Origin of the sequence: Novosphingobium sediminis (genome assembly GCF_007991615.1) — a bacterium.
GTDB classification, from domain to species: Bacteria; Pseudomonadota; Alphaproteobacteria; order Sphingomonadales; family Sphingomonadaceae; genus Novosphingobium; species Novosphingobium sediminis.
In genome coordinates, this window is sequence record NZ_BJYR01000024.1 from 54,524 (window position 1) to 78,162 (window position 23,639).

19 protein-coding genes, 1 tRNA gene and 1 other RNA gene are annotated in these 23,639 nt (G+C 64.9%); 13 read left to right on the forward strand and 8 right to left on the reverse strand.

Annotation, left to right across the window (positions count from 1 at the left end):
• Positions 1 to 184: 184 nt before the first annotated feature.
• On the reverse strand, positions 185 to 445 hold the full coding sequence (locus tag NSE01_RS17505) for a hypothetical protein (protein WP_147160942.1): 261 nt from the start codon (positions 443 to 445) through the stop codon (positions 185 to 187).
• 485 nt (positions 446 to 930) lie between these two features.
• Here NSE01_RS17505 and NSE01_RS21785 point away from each other — a divergent pair, with 485 nt between their 5' ends.
• A complete protein-coding gene (locus NSE01_RS21785; RefSeq protein WP_147160943.1) occupies positions 931 to 5,280 on the forward strand; it encodes a beta strand repeat-containing protein in 4,350 nt (1,449 codons plus the stop codon).
• Between the two features lie 46 nt (positions 5,281 to 5,326).
• Here NSE01_RS21785 and NSE01_RS17515 read toward each other — a convergent pair whose 3' ends face one another.
• The gene (locus NSE01_RS17515; RefSeq protein ID WP_147160944.1) at positions 5,327 to 6,358 is read right to left on the reverse strand and encodes an aromatic ring-hydroxylating dioxygenase subunit alpha; all 1,032 of its coding nucleotides are present in this window, start codon (positions 6,356 to 6,358) and stop codon (positions 5,327 to 5,329) included.
• A gap of 2 nt (positions 6,359 to 6,360) precedes the next feature.
• A complete protein-coding gene (locus tag NSE01_RS17520) occupies positions 6,361 to 6,663 on the reverse strand; it encodes a chorismate mutase (protein ID WP_147160945.1) in 303 nt (100 codons plus the stop codon).
• Positions 6,664 to 6,765: 102 nt separating this feature from the next.
• On the opposite strand from NSE01_RS17520, the gene NSE01_RS17525 reads away from it, so the two are divergent.
• Positions 6,766 to 7,779 (forward strand): polyprenyl synthetase family protein, encoded by a 1,014-nt coding sequence (locus NSE01_RS17525; protein ID WP_147160946.1) that lies wholly within the window; start codon positions 6,766 to 6,768, stop codon positions 7,777 to 7,779.
• Positions 7,780 to 7,827: 48 nt separating this feature from the next.
• Here the strand turns inward: NSE01_RS17525 and NSE01_RS17530 are convergent, their stop codons facing one another.
• Entirely contained in the window at positions 7,828 to 8,844 is a 1,017-nt protein-coding gene (locus NSE01_RS17530; RefSeq protein WP_147160947.1) for an aldo/keto reductase, read from the reverse strand.
• Positions 8,845 to 8,947: 103 nt separating this feature from the next.
• A complete protein-coding gene (locus NSE01_RS21360) occupies positions 8,948 to 9,085 on the reverse strand; it encodes a hypothetical protein (protein WP_170233891.1) in 138 nt (45 codons plus the stop codon).
• A 56-nt stretch (positions 9,086 to 9,141) separates the two neighbouring features.
• Between NSE01_RS21360 and hrpB the strand changes: the two genes are divergently transcribed.
• The 8 genes from hrpB (at position 9,142) to NSE01_RS17570 (ending at position 18,818) form a co-directional block, all read left to right on the forward strand.
• Positions 9,142 to 11,652, forward strand: a complete 2,511-nt coding sequence (gene hrpB, locus NSE01_RS17535; RefSeq protein ID WP_147160948.1) for an ATP-dependent helicase HrpB — start codon at positions 9,142 to 9,144, stop codon at positions 11,650 to 11,652.
• A 53-nt stretch (positions 11,653 to 11,705) separates the two neighbouring features.
• Entirely contained in the window at positions 11,706 to 11,984 is a 279-nt protein-coding gene (locus NSE01_RS17540) for an ETC complex I subunit (protein ID WP_147160949.1), read from the forward strand.
• A 109-nt stretch (positions 11,985 to 12,093) separates the two neighbouring features.
• Positions 12,094 to 12,188, forward strand: an RNA gene (gene ffs, locus NSE01_RS17545) — signal recognition particle sRNA small type.
• A gap of 124 nt (positions 12,189 to 12,312) precedes the next feature.
• On the forward strand, positions 12,313 to 14,154 hold the full coding sequence (locus NSE01_RS17550) for a DNA polymerase III subunit gamma/tau (RefSeq protein WP_147160950.1): 1,842 nt from the start codon (positions 12,313 to 12,315) through the stop codon (positions 14,152 to 14,154).
• Positions 14,151 to 14,486, forward strand: coding sequence for a YbaB/EbfC family nucleoid-associated protein (locus NSE01_RS17555; RefSeq protein WP_147160951.1), 336 nt, complete (start codon positions 14,151 to 14,153; stop codon positions 14,484 to 14,486). The genes NSE01_RS17550 and NSE01_RS17555 overlap by 4 nt, the downstream gene beginning before the upstream one ends.
• Positions 14,487 to 14,650: 164 nt before the next feature.
• Positions 14,651 to 15,685 (forward strand): MlaA family lipoprotein, encoded by a 1,035-nt coding sequence (locus tag NSE01_RS17560; RefSeq protein ID WP_246135272.1) that lies wholly within the window; start codon positions 14,651 to 14,653, stop codon positions 15,683 to 15,685.
• A 195-nt stretch (positions 15,686 to 15,880) separates the two neighbouring features.
• Positions 15,881 to 18,286 (forward strand): endopeptidase La, encoded by a 2,406-nt coding sequence (lon, locus tag NSE01_RS17565; protein WP_147160953.1) that lies wholly within the window; start codon positions 15,881 to 15,883, stop codon positions 18,284 to 18,286.
• Between the two features lie 259 nt (positions 18,287 to 18,545).
• Positions 18,546 to 18,818: an HU family DNA-binding protein gene (locus tag NSE01_RS17570; RefSeq protein WP_054121870.1), complete on the forward strand. Its 273-nt coding sequence runs from the start codon at positions 18,546 to 18,548 to the stop codon at positions 18,816 to 18,818.
• Positions 18,819 to 18,958: 140 nt separating this feature from the next.
• Here NSE01_RS17570 and NSE01_RS17575 read toward each other — a convergent pair whose 3' ends face one another.
• Positions 18,959 to 19,855: a hypothetical protein gene (locus tag NSE01_RS17575; protein WP_147160954.1), complete on the reverse strand. Its 897-nt coding sequence runs from the start codon at positions 19,853 to 19,855 to the stop codon at positions 18,959 to 18,961.
• Between the two features lie 41 nt (positions 19,856 to 19,896).
• Positions 19,897 to 20,721, reverse strand: a complete 825-nt coding sequence (gene rlmB / locus NSE01_RS17580) for a 23S rRNA (guanosine(2251)-2'-O)-methyltransferase RlmB (RefSeq protein ID WP_147160955.1) — start codon at positions 20,719 to 20,721, stop codon at positions 19,897 to 19,899.
• A gap of 185 nt (positions 20,722 to 20,906) precedes the next feature.
• On the opposite strand from rlmB, the gene NSE01_RS17585 reads away from it, so the two are divergent.
• Positions 20,907 to 20,992 (forward strand) — tRNA-Tyr (locus NSE01_RS17585).
• 196 nt (positions 20,993 to 21,188) lie between these two features.
• Complete coding sequence (locus tag NSE01_RS17590) at positions 21,189 to 22,400, forward strand: tyrosine-type recombinase/integrase (RefSeq protein WP_147160956.1); 1,212 nt, start codon at positions 21,189 to 21,191, stop codon at positions 22,398 to 22,400.
• Between the two features lie 92 nt (positions 22,401 to 22,492).
• On the opposite strand, the gene NSE01_RS17595 is transcribed toward NSE01_RS17590, so the two are convergent.
• Complete coding sequence (locus NSE01_RS17595; protein ID WP_147160957.1) at positions 22,493 to 23,149, reverse strand: lytic transglycosylase domain-containing protein; 657 nt, start codon at positions 23,147 to 23,149, stop codon at positions 22,493 to 22,495.
• A gap of 125 nt (positions 23,150 to 23,274) precedes the next feature.
• Here NSE01_RS17595 and NSE01_RS17600 point away from each other — a divergent pair.
• Positions 23,275 to 23,639 (forward strand): CHC2 zinc finger domain-containing protein (locus NSE01_RS17600; protein ID WP_246135273.1); only part of this gene is annotated, 365 nt, incomplete at its 3' end.

The following is a 23,639-nucleotide window of genomic DNA, read 5'->3' on the forward strand; positions in this document are numbered from 1 at the left end:
GAACAGTGGTGATTTTCCGCCGGTATCAGGCCGCGTGGGCACGTTCGAACGGCCGGATTCGCCGAACTGATGCCGTTACGATGCACTCTTGGGAACGTCAGTGTCGCTTAAAAGGCGCCATTCCGCATTCAGGATCGTGCATCAGTCCCGCCCACGACCGCAAATGGGTGGTCAGCTGCCATTGCTAAAGCACGGAGCGAAGTAGAGTCGTCATGAAAATGGCTTCGACTAGCGCTCCGAACATAAACATCGCACCCGTGTTTCTATGAACGTGTGGGCCAAACTCCATGATGATGAGCATCTGCACAGCAATCAGCCCTAGCATCGCCCGAAGGTAACCGGGTTGGCGACGCTTGTCCCACGTAAGGCGAGCGGTGATAGACAATGCCGCCAACGCCGAGGCCGTCAAAAATGCTGGCCCAACCCAACCGATCAGCATCATCACCGCCAAGCTCCCAGCAATTGCTAGAAGCGTAAGTGGTACCCACCCTCGGCCGAGAAAATCATCGCTGCCTGTCAACATAGGGCCATCATACTGGCCTCTATTGAGAACACAAAGAGCGTCCGCCTAGGGGTCGGTTGCTGAAAGGCAGATTTCAGGCGCCCATTACGTGAAAGCCGCTGGTCCGCTCCCCACCAATCCCGGCCGCTCCGCCAACCGCCACACCTGTCCATGCTGGCTAGGTAGAAGGCCGGATTTTACCAGAAAGCATGTCTGCGGGGCTCGCGAAAGGCCAGGTTGTGCCCCGATTGGCCTATTTTCGGGCATTTTCCAGTCCCGCCTCCGCCGTGTCATGGCCGGGCGGCTGGGGAGAAATTTAACCCTTATCCGCTAACCCGTCCTGCAACGGATTGGATTGTACCTACCGTGCCTTTGCGAGCAGCGCTGCCGCTGCAGGGGTTTTGGCGTGGTGCGAGCGGGGACGCAGAATGGTTGAAATCGTCAAGGTCGGCGGCGAATTCCTGGTCAACACGCAGGTTACGGGCTTTCAGGAAATGCCCTCGATCACCGGTCTTTCCGGTGGCGGCTTTGTGGCGACTTGGACCGATTATTCGGACGTGAGTGGCCTCGGCATCGCCAAGGCGCAGCTTTACAGCGTTGCCGGCACCAAGGTGGGCAGCGAGTTTGCAGTGGCGAGCGGTGCGGCCACCGACCAGTCGTTCCCGACCGTGACCAACCTCGCGAACGGCGGGTTCGTGGTGACCTGGACCGAGGCCGGCATCCAGTCCGACTACAAGATCAAGGCGCAGGTCTACAGCGCCAGCGGCACCGTGGTGACGCCCGCTTTCCTCGTGAACGGCACGACATGGGCGCAGCAGGGCGGCAACAACCAGCCCGGCAACCACAACCCGACGATTACCGGGCTGTCCGGCGGCGGCTTTGTCGTCACGTGGCAGGATTATGCCGGGACGGCAGGCGATGCGAGCGGCGCGGGGATCCTCTCGCAGCTTTACAGCGCGGCGGGGGCGCCGGTGGGCGGCGCAGTCCTCGTCAATACCCAGACGAGCGGCGACCAGACCCAGCCGACCGTGACCAGCCTTTCGGGCGGCGGCTATGTCGTGACGTGGATGGATACGGCTCCGGCTGGCACGGTGATGAAGGCGCAGACCTTCAGCGCGGCGGGCGCCAAGGTCGGCGGTGAGATCACGGTCGATTCCGAAGTGCAGAGCGATTCTGCGCTGCCGGTGGTGACAGGTCTTGCGACCGGCGGCTTCGTGGTGGCGTGGCAGGATTCGAGCCCGGCCGTGGGCGATCCCGATACGCTGATCCGCGCGCAAGTGTTCAGCGCGGCGGGCGCCAAGGTTGGCGCATCGCTGGTGGTGAGCGGCGCTGGCGCTGGCGAGCGCGACTTCCCCTCGATCGCGGGCCTGCCCAACGGCGGCTTCGTGGTGACCTGGCAGCACTTCATCAGCCCCACCAACAGCGACATAAAGGCGCAGGTCTTTGATGGCGACGGCACCAAGCTGGGCGGCGAGATGCTGATCAACTCGGTGACCACGGGCTATCAGGAGCGTCCGGTGATCGCGAGCGTGACCGGCGACGGCTTCGTTATTGCGTGGGGCGATGACAGCGGGCTGGGCGGCGACGCCAGTGGCACCGGCATCAAGGCGCAGGTTTACAACTACGGTGCCTATAATGTCATCAATGGCACCGACGGTGTGGACCTGCTGACCGGCACCACCCGCGACGATCACCTGATCGGCCTTGCCAGCAACGATACGCTTACCGGCCTCGGCGGGAATGACCTGCTCGATGGCGGCACCGGCAGCGACACGATGATCGGCGGCATCGGCAACGACACGTATGTTGTCGACGTGACGGGCGATGCGGTGATCGAACTGGCCGGGGAGGGCACCGATACGGTGCAGACGACGCTGGCCAGCTACACGCTGGGCAACAACGTCGAGAACCTGACCTTCACTGACAATGCGGCACACTCGGGCACCGGCAATGCGCTGAACAACGTGCTCACAGGGGGCGGCGGGGCCGATGTGCTCAACGGCGGCGCAGGCGCTGATCGCATGGTCGGCGGGCTGGGCAACGATACCTATTACGTCGACAACGCGGGCGACACGACGATCGAAGCCGCGGGTGAAGGGACGGACACGGTCTCTTCTTCGATCAACTGGACACTGGCGGCCAATGTCGAAAACCTGACGCTTTCGGGCAGCGCGGCGATCAACGGCACAGGCAACAACGATGCCAACGTGATCACCGGCAACAGCGCAGCCAACGTGCTGACGGGGAATGGCGGCAACGACACGCTGAACGGCGGTGCGGGCGCGGATACGATGATCGGCGGGCTGGGCAACGACAGCTACGTTGTCGACAACGTTGGGGACGTGACTACCGAGGCGGCTGGCGAGGGGACCGACAGTGTCTCTTCCTCGCTCACCTGGACGCTGGCAGCCAACGTCGAGAACCTGACCCTTTCCGGATCGGCGGCGATCAACGGCACCGGCAACAACGACGCCAACGTGATCACCGGCAACAGCGCAGCCAACGTGCTGACGGGGAACGGCGGCAACGATACGCTGAACGGCGGTGCGGGCGCGGACACGATGATCGGCGGGCTGGGGGATGACAGCTACGTCGTCGACAACGTGGGCGACGTGGTGACCGAACTGGCCGGTGAGGGCACCGACCTCGTCACATCCTCGATCACGTGGACCCTTGGCGCGAACTTCGAGAACCTGACGCTTTCGGGCAGCGCGGCGATCAATGGCACGGGCACAAACACGGCCAATGTGCTGACCGGCAATTCGGGCGCGAACGTGCTCACGGGCCTTGGCGGGAACGACACGCTCAACGGCGGTTCGGGCAGCGACACGATGATCGGCGGGCTGGGTGACGATACCTACGTTGTTGATTCGACAGGCGATGTGGTAACCGAGCTGGCGGGTGAAGGCACCGATGTCGTCCAGACGACGCTGTCCAGCTACACGCTGGCGGCCAATGTCGAGAACCTCGTCTTCACCAATACCTCGGCGCATACCGGCATCGGCAACGCGCTGAACAACGTGATCAGCGGCAATGCCGGGAATGACACGCTGAACGGCGGCGCGGGTGCGGACACCATGCTCGGCGGGTTCGGCAACGACAGCTATGTGGTGGATAATGCCGCTGACGTGGTGACCGAACTGGCCGGGCAGGGCACCGATCTGGTCTCGGCTTCGGTCAGCTACACGCTGGGCGCGAACATCGAGAACCTCACGCTTTCGGGCACGGCGGCGAACAGCGCGACCGGTAACAACGATGCCAATGTGCTGACCGGCAATTCCGGTGGCAACGTGCTGACGGGGCTTGGCGGGAACGACACGCTGAACGGCGGCGCGGGCGTCGATACGATGATCGGCGGGCAGGGCAACGACACATACGTCGTCGACGTGGTCGGCGATGTGGTGACCGAACTGGCCGGCGAAGGCACCGATCTCGTCCAGACCACGCTGGCCAGCTACACGCTTGCCGCCAACGTAGAGAACCTCACCTTCACCAACAGCGCGACGCACAGCGGCATTGGCAATGCGCTGAACAACGTGCTGACCGGCAACAGCGGCAGCGACACGCTCAATGGCGGCGCCGGGGCGGATACCCTCATCGGCGGCGCCGGCAACGACAGCTACGTGGTCGACAACGCGGGCGACGTGACCACCGAACTCGCCGCGCAGGGCACCGATCTCGTGACGGCCTCGATTGGCTGGACGCTGGCTGCCAATATCGAGAACCTCACGCTTTCGGGCAGCGCGGCGATCAACGGCACCGGCACGAACGATGCCAACGTGCTGACCGGAAACAGCGGCAACAACGTGCTGACGGGGCTTGGCGGGAATGACACGCTGAACGGCGGCGCGGGCAATGACACACTGATCGGCGGGCTTGGCGATGACACCTACGTCGTCGATGCGAGCGGCGATGTGGTGACCGAACTGGCCGGTGAGGGCACCGATACGGTGCAGACCACTCTGGCCAGCTACACACTCGGCGCGAACGTCGAGCGCCTGACTTTTACCAACAACATCACCCATAGCGGCATCGGCAATGCACTCGACAACGTGCTGACGGGCAATTCCGGCAGTGACACGCTGAACGGCGGCCTCGGCGCGGATACGCTGGTCGGCGGCAGCGGCAACGACAGCTACGTGGTCGACAATGTGGGCGACGTGACGACCGAGGCGGCTGGCGGCGGGACCGATCTCGTCACTGCGTCACTCAGCTGGACGCTGGCGCTGAATGTCGAGAACCTGACGCTTTCCGGCAGCGCGGCGATCGACGGGACCGGCAATACGCTCAACAACGTGCTCACCGGCAACAGCGGCAACAACGTGCTTTCGGGCCTTGATGGCAACGATACGCTGACGGGCGGTCTGGGCAACGATACGCTGCTCGGCGGGATCGGCAACGACCGGCTGGTCGGCGGGGCGGGCAACGACGTGCTGAACGGCGGCACGGGGACCGACACTTTCGTGTTTGATACGGCGCCGAGTGCCCTGACCAATCTCGATACGGTGCAGGACTTCACCTCGGGCACCGACAAGCTTTCGTTCAGCCGCGCGGTGTTTACCGGCTTTGCCACGACCGGGGCGATCAGCGTGGATGCGTTCTGGTCCGGCGCGGGCGTCAACACGGCGCACGATGCGACGGACCGGCTCATCTACAACACCACGACCGGCGCGCTGTGGTATGATGCCGACGGAACGGGAGCGGCAGCCGCCGTGCAGGTCGCAGTGCTGACCGGCGCCCCGGCGCTGGCGTTCACGGATTTCCTGATCGCGGTTTAAGGCCGCTGGCCCACCCCGGCCCTTCTCGCAAGCGGGAGGGGAGTGCCTAGCCCTCTGCCGCGATCATCCGCGCGAGGGTCTGGCGGAAGCGGAAGGAAGCGAGGTCGTTCTTGAGGTCGATGGTCGGCGTTGGGCTGGTGTCCATGCCGATCTGCACTGCGTTCAGGATCACGCGGTCTTCCTCGAAAGCGTGCTTCACGTCAGCGGTGAATTCTGCCGAGATCGCTGCGTCGTCAGGGGCGAAGTTGCGCATCTGGAACCAGAAATAGCGGGTCTGCTTCCCGTTCACCGGCGTCAGGAAGTTGAAGCTGTCCATCAGGAACGCTTCATCGTGGAGCGGCCTGCCATGCCCGCCGGTGCCTGCGGGGACAAACACGGCCTTGATGACCGCATTGGAGGGATAGCGCATTTCGTAGTGCTGGTAGCGATCGGCGCGGCCCTGAAACTTCAGGAACTTGGCATAGAACGGCGCGGGCTCCGTATCGAGCAGCCAGCGCGCAGCGGTCACGCCTTCGGGCGCCGAAATCGTCTCGATCGGCACGGCGGCGCAGGATGCATCGCCAAACGAGCCGGGGTGAACCCACGTTACGTGCGTGGGGTCGAGCAGGTTGTCGACCACATAGAGGTAGTGGCAATCGACATGCATCACCGGGCCGCGGTTGGTGCCCCAGTCGGGCGAGCCCCATTGCGGGATGTCGACAATGGCCGCCGGGTCCGCCTTTGCCGGATCGCCCATCCAGATCCACACGAGGCCGTAGCGCTCGGCCAGCGGATAGCTGCGAACGCAGGCCTTGGGCAGGCTGCCCTGCGTGGGGGCGGCGATGCAGGTGCCGGTGCGATCAAAAGTGAGGCCGTGGTAGCCGCAGACGAGACTGTCCCCCTCACGCCGCCCCATCGAGAGCGGCAGCTTGCGGTGCGGACAGGCATCCTCGAGCGCAATCGGCATGCCGTCCACGCCGCGGTAAAGCACCACGCGTGTCCCGAGAATTTCAAGCGAGGTCAGCGCATCGGTGATCGCATCAGCCCAGTCCGCGACGTACCACGCGTTGCGGAGGAAGCCCTCGGCGCCGAGGCCCATGTTCAGGCTTTTGCTCCGGTTCCAGCCTCGGCCGCCTGTTCATGGTGGCGGATCACTTCCTGGATAATGAAGCGGAGGAACTTCTCGCTGAATTCGGGATCGAGCTTGGCATCGACAGCGAGCGCCCGCAGGCGAGCGATCTGGCGCTCCTCGCGGCCGGGATCGCTGGCGGGCAACTGATGTGCTGCCTTGTACGCGCCCACAGCCTGGGTGATGCGGAATCGCTCGGCCAGAATGTGGATCATCGCCGCGTCGATATTGTCGATGGACTGGCGATAACCTGCCAGCACCGGGTCTTCGCTCATCCCAAATCTCCGTCCATCCGCCCCGCCGCTTGAGCCCAGAAGCCCACAGTGGCACAACTTGCATCTTGCCAAGCGACTATGGGCAGGCCAAGCGAGCGGGCGATGACCGCAACCATCCACCAAATCCCCCGCCGCGCCGAGCCGTCGCTGCAGCCGCTCATGGCGCTCGTGGCCGATGGCATGAACAGTGTCAACGAAGTGATCCTCGGTCGGATGCAATCGCGCATCCCGTTGATCCCCGCGCTGGCCGGTCATCTCATCGCGGGCGGCGGCAAGCGCATGCGCCCGATGCTCACGCTCGCGAGCGCTTCGCTGCTGGGGTACGGCGGCAGCCGGCACTACAAGCTGGCCGCGACGGTGGAGTTCATCCACACCGCCACGCTGCTGCATGACGATGTCGTCGATGGCTCCGGTATGCGGCGCGGCAAGCAGGCGGCCAACATCATCTACGGCAACCCGGCCACCGTGCTCGTGGGCGATTTCCTGTTCAGCCGCAGCTTCGAGCTGATGGTAGAGGATGGCAGCCTCAAGGTGCTCAAGATCCTCTCGAACGCGTCTGCCGTCATCGCGGAAGGTGAAGTCGACCAGCTTGTCGCGCAGCGGCAGGTGGAGACGAGCGAGGAACGCTACCTCGCGATCATCAACGCCAAGACCGCCGCTCTGTTCGCCGCCGCATGCCGCATCGCGGCTGTGGTGGCGGAGCGCAGCGAGGCGGATGAACTCGCGCTCGATTCCTATGGCCGCAACCTCGGCATCGCGTTCCAGCTGGCGGACGATGCGATCGACTACGATTCGGACGCGTCGGAAATGGGCAAGGACCAGGGCGACGACTTCCGTGAAGGCAAGATGACGCTGCCGGTGATCCTCGCCTATGCACGCGGCACGGCGGAAGAGCGCACGTTCTGGCAGGAAGCCATTGCCGGAGACCGCAACAGCGACGCCGATCTGGCGCACGCCGTCGCCCTCATCCGCAAGCACGAAGCGGTGAACGCCACCCGCGAACGTGCGCGGCACTATGCCCAGCGCGCGATTGACGCGATTGCGGCGTTCCCGGCCAGCGCGGCCAAGGCGGCGATGACCGAAGCGGCGGAATTCGCGGTAGCGCGGCGGTACTGATCTGCCTGTGGCGGACAAGGGGCATTCCCCTTGCCCGCCAGTGCCGGATCACCCCATCGGATACATGATCTCGCGGCTCACCGCGTTGACGGCCTTCATCGCTTCGTCCGAAAGCACCACGTCAGCTGCCGCGAAGATCGGGGCGCATTGTTCCTCGGTCGTCACGCCGACGATGGTCGAGGCGACGAAATCGTGCTGCTTTGACCAGGCGACCGCGAAGGTGACGGGATCGAGGCCGTGTTCGGCAGCGATCTTGGCGAAGCGTTCGGCAGATTCGACTGACTTCTCATTGACGAAGCGGCGGGCCATGCTGGCCTGACGGCCGCCCATTTCGAGATACTTCGAGAAGCGCGCGCCTTCAGGCCGCGCGCCGCCGCTGTACTTGCAGGCGAGCACGCCGCCGCCGATGGGCGAATAGGGAATGAGGCTCACGCCTTCCTTGCGGCAGACCTGCGCCAGTTCATCCTCGAAGCGGCGGTTGTTGAGGCTGAAGTTGTTCTGGATCGTCTGGTAGCGCGCGGCGCCAACGGCCTTCGCGGCCTCGATCGACTTCATCAGGCCCCACGAGGTTTCGTTCGAGCAGCCGAGGATGCGCACCTTGCCCGCGCGGACCAACTCGTCGAGCGTTTCCATGGTTTCTTCGTAGGCGGTGTCATGGTCGGGCCAGTGCGTCTGGTAGAGATCGATGTAATCGGTGCCGAGCTTCTGGAGGCTCTCCTCGACAGCCTTGATGATGTTGTGCCGATCAAGCGCGGTCATGCCGTTGCGCTTGGGGCTCTTGAACCAGATGTGGCTGGGTCCGGAAACCTTGGTGGCGAGGATGATCGCATCGCGCGGCTTGGTCTTCAGCCACTTACCCACGATTTCTTCGGTACGGCCAACCCACTTCACATCCGGCGGCACCGGATAGCCTTCGGCGGTGTCGAAGAAGTTGATGCCGGCATCGTAGCTCATGTCGAGGATGCGCATCGAAGTGGCTTCATCGGCCTGGCTGCCGAAGGTCATCGTCCCCATGCAGATATCGGAGACGACGATGGGTGACGTGCCGAGGCGGCGATGTTGCATGTGTGATCTGCTCCCAGAGGTTTGCCGCAAGGTGGCGCGGCTGTGGAGGCCGGTCAAGCGGTGCCAAGGCAAAGAGTGACGCGGCTATTGAAAGTGCGGGCGGTCAGGAACGCTTGCCGATCAGCCACCACACGGCGCTGGCGGCCAGCAGTGCAGCCACGGCAATCAGCGCGGCAACGACAGCGCCGCCGGCGAGAATGCTGGTGAGGAGCGCAATGAGGATTTCGAGGCTGGTCCTCATGCCGCGCGGCCTAGCATGGATTGCAGGGGCCGCAGAGGGTGCTTAGGGCAGCGGGTGTGAGTGAGCTTCCGATCCATGCCATTTTGCCACAGTTGCTGGAGGCCCTGCGCCTGCAGCCCTCGGCGGTGCTGATCGCGCCGCCGGGTGCGGGCAAGACGACTGCCGTGGCGCCTGCGTTGATCCGGGAGCCGTGGTGCACAGGGCAGGTGATCGTGCTCTCCCCCCGGCGCGTTGCAGCGCGCGCGGCGGCGGAGCGGATGGCCGAACTGCTCGGCGAAGCGGCGGGTGAGACGGTGGGCTACGTCACCCGCCTCGATGCCAAGCGCTCTGCGCGAACGCGCATCGTGGTGATGACCGAGGCGATCTTTGTTTCGGCGTTGCTGGCCGATCCCGAGCTCGATGGCATTTCGGCGGTGCTGTTCGATGAGGCGCATGAGCGCGGGCTGGGCAGCGATCTGGCGCTGGCTTTGTCCATCGAGGCGCAGGGCGTGCTGCGTGATGATCTGCGGCTGCTGGTGATGTCCGCCACATTGGACGGCGCCCGGTTTGCGCGGCTGCTGGGGAATTGCCCTGTCGTCGAGAGCGAGGGCAAGGCGCATCCGCTCAGCGTTCGCTGGCTGGGTTCGCGGCCGGACCTGAAGCCCGAACAAGCGGTGGCGAGCGCCATCGTGCAGGCATGGGGCGAGGAAGATGGCGATATTCTCGCGTTCCTGCCGGGCGTTGCGCAGATCGAGCGGTGCGCGGACCTTCTTGCGGGGCGTCTGCCTTCGGCGCTGGTGCTGCCGCTGCATGGTCAGGTGGAGCCCGCGGGGCAGCGCGCGGCGATCCGGCGCGATCCCGGCGGGAGGCGGCGCGTGGTGCTCGCGACGAGCATTGCCGAGACATCGCTGACATTGGACGGCGTACGGATCGTCGTCGATGCGGGGCTCTCGCGGCGGTCGGAGTTCGACAAGGCGGCGGGTGTCTCGCGGTTGGTAACGGTGCGGGCGAGCCAGGCTTCGGCGGCGCAGCGCGCGGGCCGTGCGGCGCGGCAGGGGCCGGGCGTGGCCTATCGCCTGTGGGAAGAGGCTGCGCATCCGGGGCGCGAGGCGTTTGATCCGCCGGAAATCCTGACCAGCGACCTGACGCCGCTGGCGCTGACCCTTGCGCAATGGGGCGCGGGCGATCCGGCGGCGATGGCGTGGATCGATCCGCCCCCGTCAGCGGCCATGGCAGCGGCTTGGGGGGCTCTGGCAGCACTGGGGGCGCTCGATGCAGCGAGGCAGATCACGGCGCACGGGCGGGCGATGGCTGCGCTGCCGATGGAGCCGGCGCTCGCGCATATGCTGCTGTTTGGCGCTGCGCGGGGGCGGTCTGACGATGCAGCCCGGCTGGCGCTGTTGCTGCAGGAACGTGGGCTTGGCGGGCGCGGGGAAGATCTCGCGGCGCGGCTGGAGCGCTGGGCGCGCGAGCGCGGCGGGCGGGCGGATGCCTCGCGCAAATTGGCGGCGCGCTGGGCGGCAAGTGCGGTGAAGGTGCTTCGACAGGCACAGCAAGAGCGGGTCAAAGGTTTGGATACTACCAACACCGCTCATGCTGAGCTTGTCGAAGCATCAAACGCTACGTTGCCGCTCGGCGTGCTCCTCGCCGAAGCCTTCCCCGACCGCATCGCGCGGGCGCGCGGCGCGAGCGGCGAGGAATGGCTCGCCTCGGGCGGGCGCGGGTATCGGCTCGATCCGGCGAGTTCGTTGGTCCGGGCGCCGTGGCTGGTGATCGGCGATGCACAGGGCGAGGCCAAGGGCGCGCGGATCACCGCGGCGCTGGCGCTGGAAGAAGCCGAGGTAACCCGCCACCTCGCGCACCGGATCGAAGCGCGGCATGCGCTGAACTGGAATGCGGCCGAGGGGCGGGTCGAAGCACGGCTGGAGCGGCGGTTGGGGGCCATCGTGCTGGCGCGGGTGCCCGATCCTGCGCCGCCGGCGGAGGCTGTCGAGGCACTGCTGATCGAGCGGCTGCGGGCCGAGGGGCTGGCGCTGCTGCCGCTCGGCGACAAGGCCTTGGCTCTGATCGAGCGGGCGCGGTACGCCGGGCTGGCGGCGCTTTCCGAGGAGACCTTGCTGGCCGAAGCCGAAGAGTGGCTGGGGCCGCTGCTCGCCGGTCGGCGCGATTTTCAGATCGGGGCAGGCAAGCTGCACGAGGCGTTGCTCGGGCGGCTGGACTGGAACGCGCGCGCGGCGCTCGACCGGTTGGCGCCGGCGGAGTTCACCTCACCCGCCGGGACGAGCCATGCGATCGACTATGCGCATGAGGGCGGGCCGATGGTGGAACTGCGGGTGCAGGCGCTGTTCGGGCTGGATCGGCATCCGATGGTGGGCGATCCGGCTTGGCCGCTGCTGCTATCGCTGACTTCGCCGGGGCAGAAGCCGATCCAGACGACGGCAGACCTGCCCGGCTTCTGGCGCGGTTCGTGGCGCGATGTCGTGAAAGACATGAAGGGGCGCTACCCCAGGCACCGCTGGCCGGAAGCGCCGTGGGAGGAAGAGGCGAGTTTGCGGACGAAGAATGCGTTCGTGGCGGGGAAGCGGTGAGCAGGGCTTGTCCGGCCTTGATTTCATAGCCGATTCGTGGGCATGGGGCGGCTATGACCGCACGCATCTACCAGCGCCCGAAGAATGCCATGCAATCGGGCAAGTCGCGCACCGATCAGTGGGTGCTTGAGTTCGCTCCGGCTGAGGCGCGGCGCCCTGATCCGCTGATGGGCTGGTCCGGTTCCGGCGATACGCAGGTGCAGGTCGTGCTGACGTTTGCCTCGGCGGACGAAGCCAAGGCCTATGCCGACAAGTACGGCATTGCCGCGCATGTCAGCCCCGTGCCGCCCAAGCGGCTCAAGCTGCAGAGCTACGCGGACAATTTTCGGTAAAAAGAACCCCTCCGACCCGCTTCGCGGGCCACCTCCCCATTTGTGCTTCGCAAAAATGGGGAGGATCTAGGGAGGATTGCATTTTCGTTCACCCCGCGCCATATGCGCCGCGGGAGTCGGGCGGACGTTAGCTGTCGCCAACCTGGTCAGGTCCGGAAGGAAGCAGCCACAACGATGTGCGGCGGGTCGCCCGGCTCCTTCAATCCCCTTCAATCTGGTCGCTGATTTCCCCGGTACGCCGCGTGCTGATGTGCGTGCTTGCGCCAATCCCCGACGAGTTGCGTCCGGGGGCTTCGACAATTGGCTGCCGAGCGCCTAATCAGTGCGCATGGTCGATTCCACCGACATGTTTGGCGATCCCGTCCCGGACGAGCCTGAAATCGAAGCGCCCTCGGCTGCGGAGCTCGAGGCTGCTGGGCAGAGCTCGATGTTTGGCGATCCTGCGCCGCCGCGTGCGGATGCCGTGCGCGAGGAACGCGCACCTGCGCCGGTGGCAGCCGCGCCTGCTCCTGCTCCCGCGCCTTCAGGCCAGCCCTACCGCGTTCTGGCGCGCAAGTACCGGCCGCAGACCTTTGCCGAGCTGATCGGGCAGGACGCGATGGTCCAGACGCTGGGCAACGCGATCCGGCGCGGGCGGCTGGCGCATGCCTTCCTGATGACCGGCGTGCGCGGGGTCGGCAAGACCTCGACCGCGCGGCTGATCGCCAAGGCGCTCAACTGCATCGGGCCGGATGGGCAGGGCGGGCCGACGATCGATCCTTGCGGCAAGTGCGAGCCTTGCGTCGCGATTGCCGAGGGGCGGCATATTGACGTGATCGAGATGGACGCGGCGAGCCACACCGGCGTCGACGATGTGCGCGAGATCATCGAGGCGGTTCGCTATGCGGCGGTTTCGGCGCGCTACAAGATCTACATCATCGACGAAGTGCACATGCTCAGCCGCAACGCGTTCAACGCGCTGCTGAAGACGCTGGAGGAGCCGCCAGCGCACGTGAAGTTCCTCTTTGCGACGACCGAAGTCGACAAGCTGCCGGTGACCGTGCTCTCACGGTGCCAGCGGTTCGATTTGCGCCGCATCCAGACGCCGGTGCTCGCCGCGCACTTCGGCAAGGTCTGTCAGGCCGAGCAGGTCGAGGCCGAGGACGAGGCGCTGGCGATGATCGCGGCGGCGGCGGAAGGCTCGGTGCGCGACGGGCTGTCGATCCTCGATCAGGCAATCAGCCATGCGGACATGGCCAGTGACGGGGATGCTGGCGGTACGGTCACCGCCGAGCAGGTCCGCGAAATGCTCGGCCTTGCTGACAAGACAATGCAGCGCCGCCTGTTCGCCGCGGTGATCGGCGGCAAGGGCGACGGCGTGCTGGAGGAAGTGGCGAGCCAGTTCGCGCTTGGCATCGAGCCAACCGCAATGATGCGGGCGCAGCTCGATCTCGTCCACAAGGTGACCGTGGCGCAGATTTCAGGCGCTGCCGATGCGCGTTCGACCGAGGAGCGTGAGGCGCTGGAGGGCTGGGCGAAAAAGCTCGGCGCGGGCGCACTGCACCGGCTGTGGCAGCTGCTGCTCAAGGGCTACGAGGAAGTGCGCGGCGCGCCCGATCCGCTGGTGGCGGCGCAGATGGCGCTGTTGCGGGTTATGCATGCGGCGGACCTTCCCGATCCGGGCGGCCTTATCAAGCAGCTCGAAGCGTTTGCCGCCAATCCGCCGGCGGTTCAGGTCGCAGCGCCTGCAGGTTCTGCCGCACCGGTCGCCGCGGCGCCGCCGAGCGCAGACATGGTGCTCGCGCAGTGGGAGCAACTCGTCGAGCAGGTCGAGCAGATTTCCCCGCTGATCGGATCAGCGATGCGCCTTTCGGTGCGCGTCGTCTCGCTGAAGCCGGGACACCTCGTCTATGCGCTGGCGCCGGGCATTCCGGGCGATCCGAGCGGAGATATGCGGCGCGGCCTTGAAGGTGCCACGGGCGGGCACTGGCAGGTTGAGCGCAGCAGCGATCTCGCCGCGGCGACACCGAGCCTCGAGGAAGCCCGCGCGGAAGCTGCGGCGCGCGCGGAAGCGGCGCTGCGTGAAGACCCGCTGGTGCGCGCTGCATTTGCTGCGTTTCCGGGGGCTGAAATGATCGATGAAAGCGCTATATCGGCGCCGAAAAGCAAATCCTGGAGCAAACGCGCATGAAGTCGATGGAAGAGATGATCCAGGCCGCACAGGCTGCCGCCCAGACCATCCAGAAGCAGATGGAGGACGCGCAGGGGCGGCTCGACCAGATCGAGGTCGAAGGGCTGGCCGGCGGTGGCCTCGTCAAGGTCCGGGCTTCGGCCAAGGGCCGCGTGATCGGCGTGGCGATCGACGACAGCCTTATGGAGAAGTCAGAAAAGGGCATTCTCGAAGATCTGATCGCCGCTGCCTTCAACGATTGCCGCCAGCGCGCCGATGCCGCTGCGGCCGAGGAAATGCAGAAGGTGCAGATGGCAGCGGGAATTCCGCCGGGCTTCAAGCTGCCGTTCTGACGGCTCGTTCTGCCGTGCGCGGCGCGCGGGGCAGGCTGGCGCCGGGGGGGCACAGGCGCTATATGGATTGTCACAAAAGTTGAACGGGCGGCCGACCTCTTGTTGGCCTGCCCCATGAAGGTCGTTTCCCCCTGAGCGCATTATCCCTGCTTGCCGCTGCCGCCTTGGCCAGTACCGCACCTGCCGATGGTTCGGCCCAAACGGCTCCGGCTGGCGACCAAGCCGCGCCTGCCGCGCATGCTAAACCACCGGCCAAGGAGCCACTTCCTCCACTGGCAGGCGAGATCGTCGTTTCGGGATCGGTGAAGGCTCCGTCCGAGGATCCGCTCGCGAAGGCGAACGAGACGAGTTACGAGGTCCTCCAGAAGGTGGACGACGTGTTCGTCGGCCCGGTGGCAAGCGGCTACCAGAAGGCCGTGCCGCGTCCGCTGCGCATGGCGCTGCGCAACTTCATCCGCAACGTGCGCGAGCCGGTGGTTGCGGCGGCCTATGTGCTGGAGCTCAAGCCCGGCAAGGCGTTCGAGACGGTTGGCCGGTTCGCGGTCAACTCGACCATCGGGCTTGGCGGCACGATCGACGTGGCGCGCAGCAAGCCGTTCAACCTGCCCTATCGCCAGAACGGCCTTGCCAACGTGCTGGGCTATTATGGCGTTGGGCCGGGGCCCTACCTGTTCCTGCCACTGGTCGGCCCGACCACAGTGCGCGACCTTGTCGGCCTTGTCGCAGACCGGTTGGCGGTGCCGCTTGCCGTGGGGACGCCGTTCAACAAGCCGTGGTATGCGCTGCCCATCGGCGTCATCGACGCGCTCGACTATCGCAATGAGGCGGACGAGGATTTCCGGCGCTTGCGCAATGCGGCGGATCCCTATTCGACCTATCGCCGAGTCTACCTGCAATCGCGCATCGACCAGATCGAGGCGCTGCACGGGCGCGGACCGCTGGCAAAGGGGCAGACCCGCTACGGACCGTTCGCCCGGCCGATCGGCGCTGCGGCTGCCCCGGTTTCTGCGGCCGAGAAGCGCGTGATGGAACAGGAAGACGAGGCAGCGGACGCTGCGGCCGGGGCAACGCCAGCGCCAACGCCTGAAGCGCCCGCTGCACCGATTGCGGAGCCAGCGCCGCCTGCACCTCCCGCACCGCCGCCACCGCCCCCGCCGCCAGTGTTCATTTCGCAACCGGTGGTGCAGCCGATTCCCTGACCGGGGCTATATCGCTGGGCAGCCTGCGCGTTCTTGGAAACGGGATGCGGCAGGTCAGCGCGTCGTGCTCGCCGGATGGAGGTACTCCACAATACCGGCACAAGGGGCCATTGCGGGCGGGCATTCGGGCACCCATATTCGTAGGCAAGATGCCGCCAGCCGGCTTTCGGCGCGGCGGGAATGGAATTGGTGAATATGGCTCAATACCCCCTGCTTCCGCTGCGCGACATCGTCGTGTTCCCCGGGATGGTCGTGCCGCTCTTCGTCGGCCGCGAAAAGTCGGTCTCAGCGCTTGAAGTCGCGATGGCGGGCTCGAAGGAAATCTTCCTGCTCGCCCAGCTCGATCCGGGCTGCGACGATCCGGACCGCGATGACCTTTATGATACCGGCGTGGTCGCCACCGTGCTGCAGCTGCTGAAGCTGCCGGACGGCACGGTGCGTGTGCTCGTGGAAGGCCAGCAGCGCGCCGAACTCAAGGCCCTGACGACCGAGACCGCCAACGAAGGCGAACTTGTGCTGGCCGATGTCGAGTTGGTGGAACCCAGCGAAGTGTCCGGCCCTGAAATCGCCGGCATGATGCGCTCGGTGGTCGATCAGTTCGCCGAATATGCCAAGCTTTCGAAAAAGCTGCCGCAGGATGCGGGATCGCAGCTTGGCGATATCGATGATGCCGGCAAGCTGGCAGACGCCGTTGCCGCGAACCTCGCCGCGCGCGTCGCGGAAAAGCAGGCCGTGCTGGCCGAGGCCGACCCGCTCAAGCGGCTCGAAATGGTGCTTTCCTTCATGGAGGGCGAGCTTGGCGTGCTTCAGGTGGAGCGCAAGATCCGTGGCCGTGTGAAGCGCCAGATGGAGAAGACCCAGCGCGAATACTACCTCAACGAACAGCTCAAGGCGATCCAGTCGGAGCTGGGCGGCGGCGATGACGGTGAAGGCAACGAGATTGCCGAACTGCAGGAAAAGATCGACACCCTCAAGCTGTCGAAGGAAGCGCGCGCGAAGGCGACCGCTGAGCTCAAGAAGCTGCGCACGATGCAGCCGATGAGCGCGGAAGCGACCGTCATCCGCAACTACCTCGACGTGCTGCTGGGCCTGCCCTGGGGCAAGAAGTCGAAGCTCAAGAAGGACATCGCGGCGGCGCAGGCCATTCTCGATGCCGATCACTACGCGCTCGACAAGGTCAAGGACCGCATCATCGAATACCTTGCGGTGCAGGCACGCACCAACAAGCTGAAGGGGCCGATCCTGTGCCTCGTCGGCCCGCCGGGCGTGGGCAAGACCAGCCTTGGCAAGTCGATCGCCAAGGCGACCGGCCGCCAGTTCGTGCGCCAATCGCTGGGCGGCGTGCGCGATGAGGCGGAGATCCGCGGCCACCGGCGCACCTACATCGGCTCGCTGCCGGGCAAGATCGTGACCAATCTCAAGAAGACCGGCACGTCGAATCCGCTGTTCCTGCTCGATGAAATCGACAAGCTGGGTCAGGACTTCCGCGGCGACCCGGCCTCGGCGCTGCTCGAAGTGCTCGATCCGGAGCAGAACGCTAAGTTCCAGGATCATTACCTTGAGCTCGATATCGATCTCTCGGACGTGATGTTCGTGTGCACTGCAAACAGCCTCAACCTGCCGCAGGCGCTGCTCGATCGCATGGAGATCATCCGGCTGGAGGGCTATACCGAAGACGAAAAGGTCGAGATCGCCGAGCGCCACCTGATCGAAAAGCAGATCGAGGCGCACGGGCTGAAGGCGGGCGAGTTCACGCTCGAGCAGGCCGCGCTGCGCGACCTTATCCGCTACTACACCCGTGAGGCCGGCGTGCGCACGCTGGAGCGCGAGATCGCCCGTCTGGCACGCAAGGCACTGCGCCGCATCCTCGAGAAGAAGGATACCTCGGTCACCGTCACGCCGGAGAACCTTTCGGACTTCGCGGGCGTGCGCAAGTTCCGGCACGGCGTCTCGGATGAGGAAAACCAGGTCGGCGCGGTGACGGGTCTGGCGTGGACCGAAGTCGGCGGCGAATTGCTGACGATCGAAAGCGTGACTGTGCCCGGCAAGGGCGCGGTCAAGACCACCGGCAAGCTCGGCGAAGTGATGAGCGAGAGCGTCCAGATGGCGTTCAGCTTCGTCAAGGCGCGCGGGCCGCAGTACGGGATCAAGCCTTCGGTCTTCAACCGCAAGGACCTGCACATCCACCTGCCCGAGGGCGCGGTGCCCAAGGATGGGCCAAGCGCGGGCGTGGGCATGGTCACGGCGATGGTTTCCACGCTCACCGGTATCCCGGTGCGCGCGGACGTGGCGATGACCGGCGAAGTCACGCTGCGCGGGCGGGTGCTGGCGATCGGTGGCCTCAAGGAAAAGCTTCTTGCGGCGCTGCGCGGCGGCATCAAGACGGTGCTGATCCCTGAAGAGAATCGCAAGGACCTCGCCGAGATCCCCGCGAACATCCGCGAGGGTCTGGACATCATCCCCGTGAGCCATGTCGACGAGGTGTTGGCGCGTGCGCTGGTGGCGCCGACTGAGGCGATCGAATGGACCGAGGCGGACGACGTGGCGGCCGCTCCGGCAGCAGCAATCGGCGGCGGGACCACGGTGCCGACCGCGCACTGAGTGTGCTATTTTTGCGGTGCAGCATGAATTGTCATGCTGCACCCTCGCGCTGCAGCATTAACCTTTGTGGAGGCCGTCCCTAACCTACAGCGGCAGGGGGCGGCCTTTCGCATCAATATCACGCCAGATTCCGCCGCTTTTTCGGCGATTCTGGGCGTTTTTGGCTTTGACAGAGCATTTGTTCTCGGCTCTCTTTCCGCCACCCGAATTTCGATTCAGGCAATAGGTTGTTTGCATAAAAGCCAATGGGGGTTTCGCAATGAACAAGAACGATCTGATCAGCGCAGTGGCCGACGCTAGCGGCCTTTCCAAGGGTGACGCAACGAAGGCGGTCGAAGCCGTTTTCGACAGCGTGACTTCTGCGCTGGCCAAGGGAGATGAAGTGCGCCTCGTTGGCTTCGGTACCTTCTCGGTTGCCAAGCGCAAGGCCTCGACCGGCCGCAACCCGCGTACCGGCGAACCGATGTCGATCAAGGCCTCGGCACAGCCGAAGTTCAAGGCTGGCAAGGGCCTGAAGGACGCCGTCAACTAAGCCAGAATAGGCATTTGCGCAGCGGTTTTGCCGGCCGCGCGCGAGCTGCAGCAAAAACGCCGCGCCGGGATGCCGGGGCGGCGTTTTTGGTTTTGGTGCGGCTGGCCCTCATTGGTTCCGGGCAGGGCCGGGGGAGGGGGCTACTTCAGTTTTACCAGAGCGGTCGGTGCCGATGCGGTGCGTGCATCCACCTTCCAGTCGAGCCGCGACAGGCCGCTCGTACCGTCGGCTTGCGGACCCTCGTCAGTGTTGTTGGCCAGGATCTGGCCATCGGTGCGCATAGTGAAGATGCCATCGGCAATTGGCGGGCCTTCTGCAGCGGGTTTGGCGCCCGGCTTCGAGCTGTCCTTCATGCCGCCCATCGCCCCCGCCATTGCGCCGAGGCCGGGCATCACCGGGTTAGCCGCTGCCGTGCTGAAGGCCGGTGCATCGACCCTGACCGAGCCATCGGCGCGGCGGATGATCGAAACGAACGGCATGACCATCGGCAGGCGCTCGATCGTGGGGAAGGTGAAATCGTGATCGAGCCGGCCGCTGGCCGTGTAATCCACCAGGAACTTGCCGCCGCCCTTGCTGACAACCGAGGCATAGCCCTCCTGCCGTGCGAGGCGCTGGGCAAAGGCAGTGGCGGCCTGCGGATCATCGGGATCGATGCCGCCCATGAAGGCCTGCGCCATTTTGCGGTTCTGCGCGTCCTCGTTCGCCTTGGATGCCTTGCGCGCCTTCTGCTCGTCGTTCCACTTCGCGCGCTGCTGGGCGATTTCAGCCGCCGAGCAATCGTGCGTCTCGTCCGTTTGCGGATCGGTGCAGGGCTGCTGCTCGAACGGTTCGGGCTGGAATGGTTCCGCTTTGGCCGTTTTGCTGCCCTGCGCCAGCGCTGCCAGAATGATCTCGCCCTTGTAGTGGAACGTGAAGGTTCCATCGCGGCGCAGCAGGAGATCGCTGGCGAACTTGCCCGGCAGCACCATGCAGCCCGCGAGCAGGAGCAGCGCGGCAATGGTGCCGACCACGGCGGCGATCCGGCGATTAGACTTCATGGCTCATCCCCCTTTTGCACAAAGGGTGAGCGCCGGCTTCTTCAGTCGGTCTCGCCCCGAGTCGCGACAGCATAGAGTGCAATTGCTGCCGCATTCGAAACATTCAGGCTTTCCACTGCGGAAGCAATCGGCAGCCGCGCGATGGCATCGCAGTGCTGCGCAACGTTTTGGCGCAGCCCTTCGCCCTCGGCACCAAGCACGAGCGCAACCGGCCCGGCCGGAACGGCCGAAGGGAAGACCGCGCTGCCATCGCCATCAAGGCCGATACGCCAGTAGCCCGCCTCGGCGATCTGCTCGAGCGCACGCGCCAGATTGACGACGCGCACCCACGGCACCACTTCCAGCGCGCCGGAGGCAGACTTCGCCAGCGTGCCGGATTCGGGCGGTGCGTGGCGGTCCTGCGTGATGAGGGCGGCAACGTTGAAGGCTGCGCAGCTGCGCAGAATGGCGCCTACGTTGTGCGGATCCGTCACCGAATCGAGCAGGACCAGAGTGCGGCCTTCCGCCTCGTCGAGAATGTCGGGCAGAGCCACGTCGTCGAGCGCAAGGCAATCGAGCACGAGCCCCTGATGCGGCGCGTCACGCGCGACAAGCCGTGCGAGATCGGCGGCCTGTGCGTACTCAACCGGAAGCGAAGGGGGGAGTTCGGCGTCGTGATCGTCGAGCATGGCCTGGATCGCCTCGCGCGTGCCCCACAGTTTCTTGGCGCTGCGCAGCGGATTGGTGAGCGCTGCCTCAACTGCATGGCGGCCCCACAGCCGCACAGCGCCGGTTGAAGCCCGCCCCGATCCACGTCCGCCTTGCATGCGCCCGGCACGCCCCCGCATGGGCTTGCTGCGTCCACCGTTCTCATCGCGCTTGGCCATTGCCGTGCTTTCCATGCTTTTCAAAATAGGCCTTGGCCCATGCCAGTAGCCCCAATGACAGGCAAGGCTGTTGACAGGTTCGCGCCGCTTCGCCAAAGGGGCGCCTCACTCGGCCGGAGCCGCGCTTTTTCAACGAAGCAAGGCGCACAATCGGGGGCCCGCTCCCGGACCGGCAAATCTGGTGTGGACAGGTGGCCGAGTGGTTAAAGGCAGCAGACTGTAAATCTGCCCGCGCAAGCGTACGCTAGTTCGAATCTAGCCCTGTCCACCACCCCCTTATCCGCAAGCATCCATGAATGACCGTGGAAATCCCGGAAAACCTAGGGTATTCTGCACTTCTTGGCCCGCATTTGTCCGCTGCTGTTTGCATGCAGCCAGAGGCTAGTGTGGGAGGGATGTGGGAGTAAGTTGGCTTACTCCCACACTGCACCCCTCCCAAGGTGGGCTTGAAAGTGTGGGAGGAAGAAATGGGCAAGCTCACGGCGGTAGCGGTCAAGGCAGCGATGGCGAATCCTGGAACCTATCAGGATGGCGATGGATTGGTGCTTAGGGTCGATAAGCGTGGTGGAGCCTATTGGGTCCTAAGGCTCCAGCGAGACGGCAAGCGACAGGATATCGGCTTGGGTAGCGCCAAGCAGATGACACTTGCAGAAGCGCGGCAAAAAGCCACGGTCTTGCGTAAGGCGGTTAAGGTCGACCACCGCGATGTTCTGGCCGAAAAAAAAGACGAGGCCGCCGCCAAGGTGACGTTCCGGGCTGCCGCGACTCAGTACCACAGCGAAAACGAAGCGGGCTGGAAAAGCACGGTCTATGCGCGCCAGTGGCTCGCCAGTCTCGAAAACTATGCCTTTCCGAAGCTGGGTGACATGCCGACGGGCAGCATCAGCAGTGCTGATATCATCGCCGTGCTGACGCCAATCTGGCAGGAAATCCCTGATACCGCCCGCCAGGTCCGCAACCGGATTTGCGCCGTGCTGGATTATTCCCACGCGAAGGGCTGGCGCTCCCGCGAGGCCCCGTCGGGCAATGGCAGCCTGAAGGCGGGTCGCGGGCTGCCACGGCAAGTGAAGGTGCGTGAGAATCGCAAAGCCATGCCGTATGTCGCGCTGCCCGGATTCCTCACCGCCTTACGGCGCAAACCATCCTTCGGGCGGCTTGCGCTGGAGTTGCTCATCCTGACTGGAGTGCGCAGCCAGGAGGTCCGCCTGGCGACATGGTCCGAATTTGACCTAGAGAGCCGGTTGTGGACGATCCCCGCCGAGCACATGAAGCGAAACAAGGCGCATATCGTGCCGCTGTCTGACGAGGCTCTGGCCGTGCTTGCAAAAGCCGATGCCCTGCGGATGTCTGAGAGCGACGTCGTGTTTCCCGGCGTAGCTGGTAAGCCTATGTCTGACATGACGCTGCTCAAGGTGCTGCGGGACATGAGCGAACCATACCACGTCCACGGCTTCCGCTCTGCGTTCACCGATTGGGCAGCAAATGAGGGCATCCCCGATGCCGTGGTAGAAGCTGCTCTCGCGCACAAGACGCCCGACGCTGTCCAGGCGGCCTATCGCCGCACAACCTATCTCGGCACACCCGACCAGCCCGGCGCCCGCGTGAAGTTGATGGCAGCTTGGGGGCGTTACTGCCTAGGGGTGGCGACGGGCGCGGACAAGGCAGTCCCGCCGGCTTGAGTGTGGGATCAGCTTACCGATGCTCTCGCGCAGCAACTGAGACGAGAGGCAAACTCTCACCTTGAGCGTCGCTCTACAATTCGGAGCGACCGCTAAAAGCGCCAATGGCGAAGCACTTCGCGGACATAGCCAGGAGTCTCGCCATTGCGGGGAATGCCGCCTGCACGCTCAACGGCGCCGGGACCTGCATTGTAGGCAGCTACCGCGAGGTGGACCACGCCAAACCTGTCGAGCATCTGCCGCAGGTATCGCGCTGCGCCGAAGATGTTGGCCATTGGATCGAAGCGATTGAAGACCCCGAGTTCTTTTGCCGTAGCGGGCATCAGCTGCCCAAGGCCCGCGGCACCCGCCGGGCTGACAGCCAAAGGGTTGTAACGAGATTCTGTCCATACGAGCGCATCAAGCAGGCCCGCGGGCAATGAGTACTTCGCCTCCGCGGCATAGATGTGAGGCAAGTAGGTTGCTCGCCGAAACCCGGATGGGGCCGGCTTGGCATTGGGTTCGTATCTGTATGGCAGGTTGACCCGGCCATCGTCCGCCACTGACAGGCGCGGTGCTGGGGCGGTCTGCGAGGAACGCCAGAGCCCATGCTCGACCAGTTGAAAGCCGTTTGATGCTTCCGCAATCCGAATGCCTTCGGAGTGGCTGGCCGCAGCGCCGTTCGTAGCTGGCGCTGTTATATCCTGAGCACTGGCCGGGATACCAGAAGTGATCGCGATGCCCGCGATCAAGAGAGTTTTGATTGTCATTTCTCGATCCTTGTCTAGCCGAATCGAGTGAGAACATATAAAGAACAAGCGATGTAGGAAAACTGGGTTGGCGCGAGTGCAGAGCGGAGGCTGCGCGGGGAGGGCACCTCAACCGGAGAAGGTCGATGCCCCCGTTAGACAAAGTTCATCAACTCGAACGCCGCGCCCGCACGATAGTCGAAAGCCTGGGCGGAACATGGCGCCAGAACAAGGGTATGTGCTGCTGCCCAGCGCATGACGACCGTACCCCCTCGCTGAGTGTGACACTGGGTCGGAAAGCGATCCTGTTTCATTGCTTCGCAGGATGCTCGAACGAGGAGGTCATTGCGGCACTGGACCGCCAGGGTGTTCGCAGCCGTGACCTGTTCGATGGCTCTGGTGCCGTGGCCGCTGATCGACCGGAAAAAAGCGCCTTCAATTCCAACGCGCGGCGTTTGTGGCACTCGGCGACGGCGATCTCCGACAGCCCTGCCGAAGGATACCTTGCGAA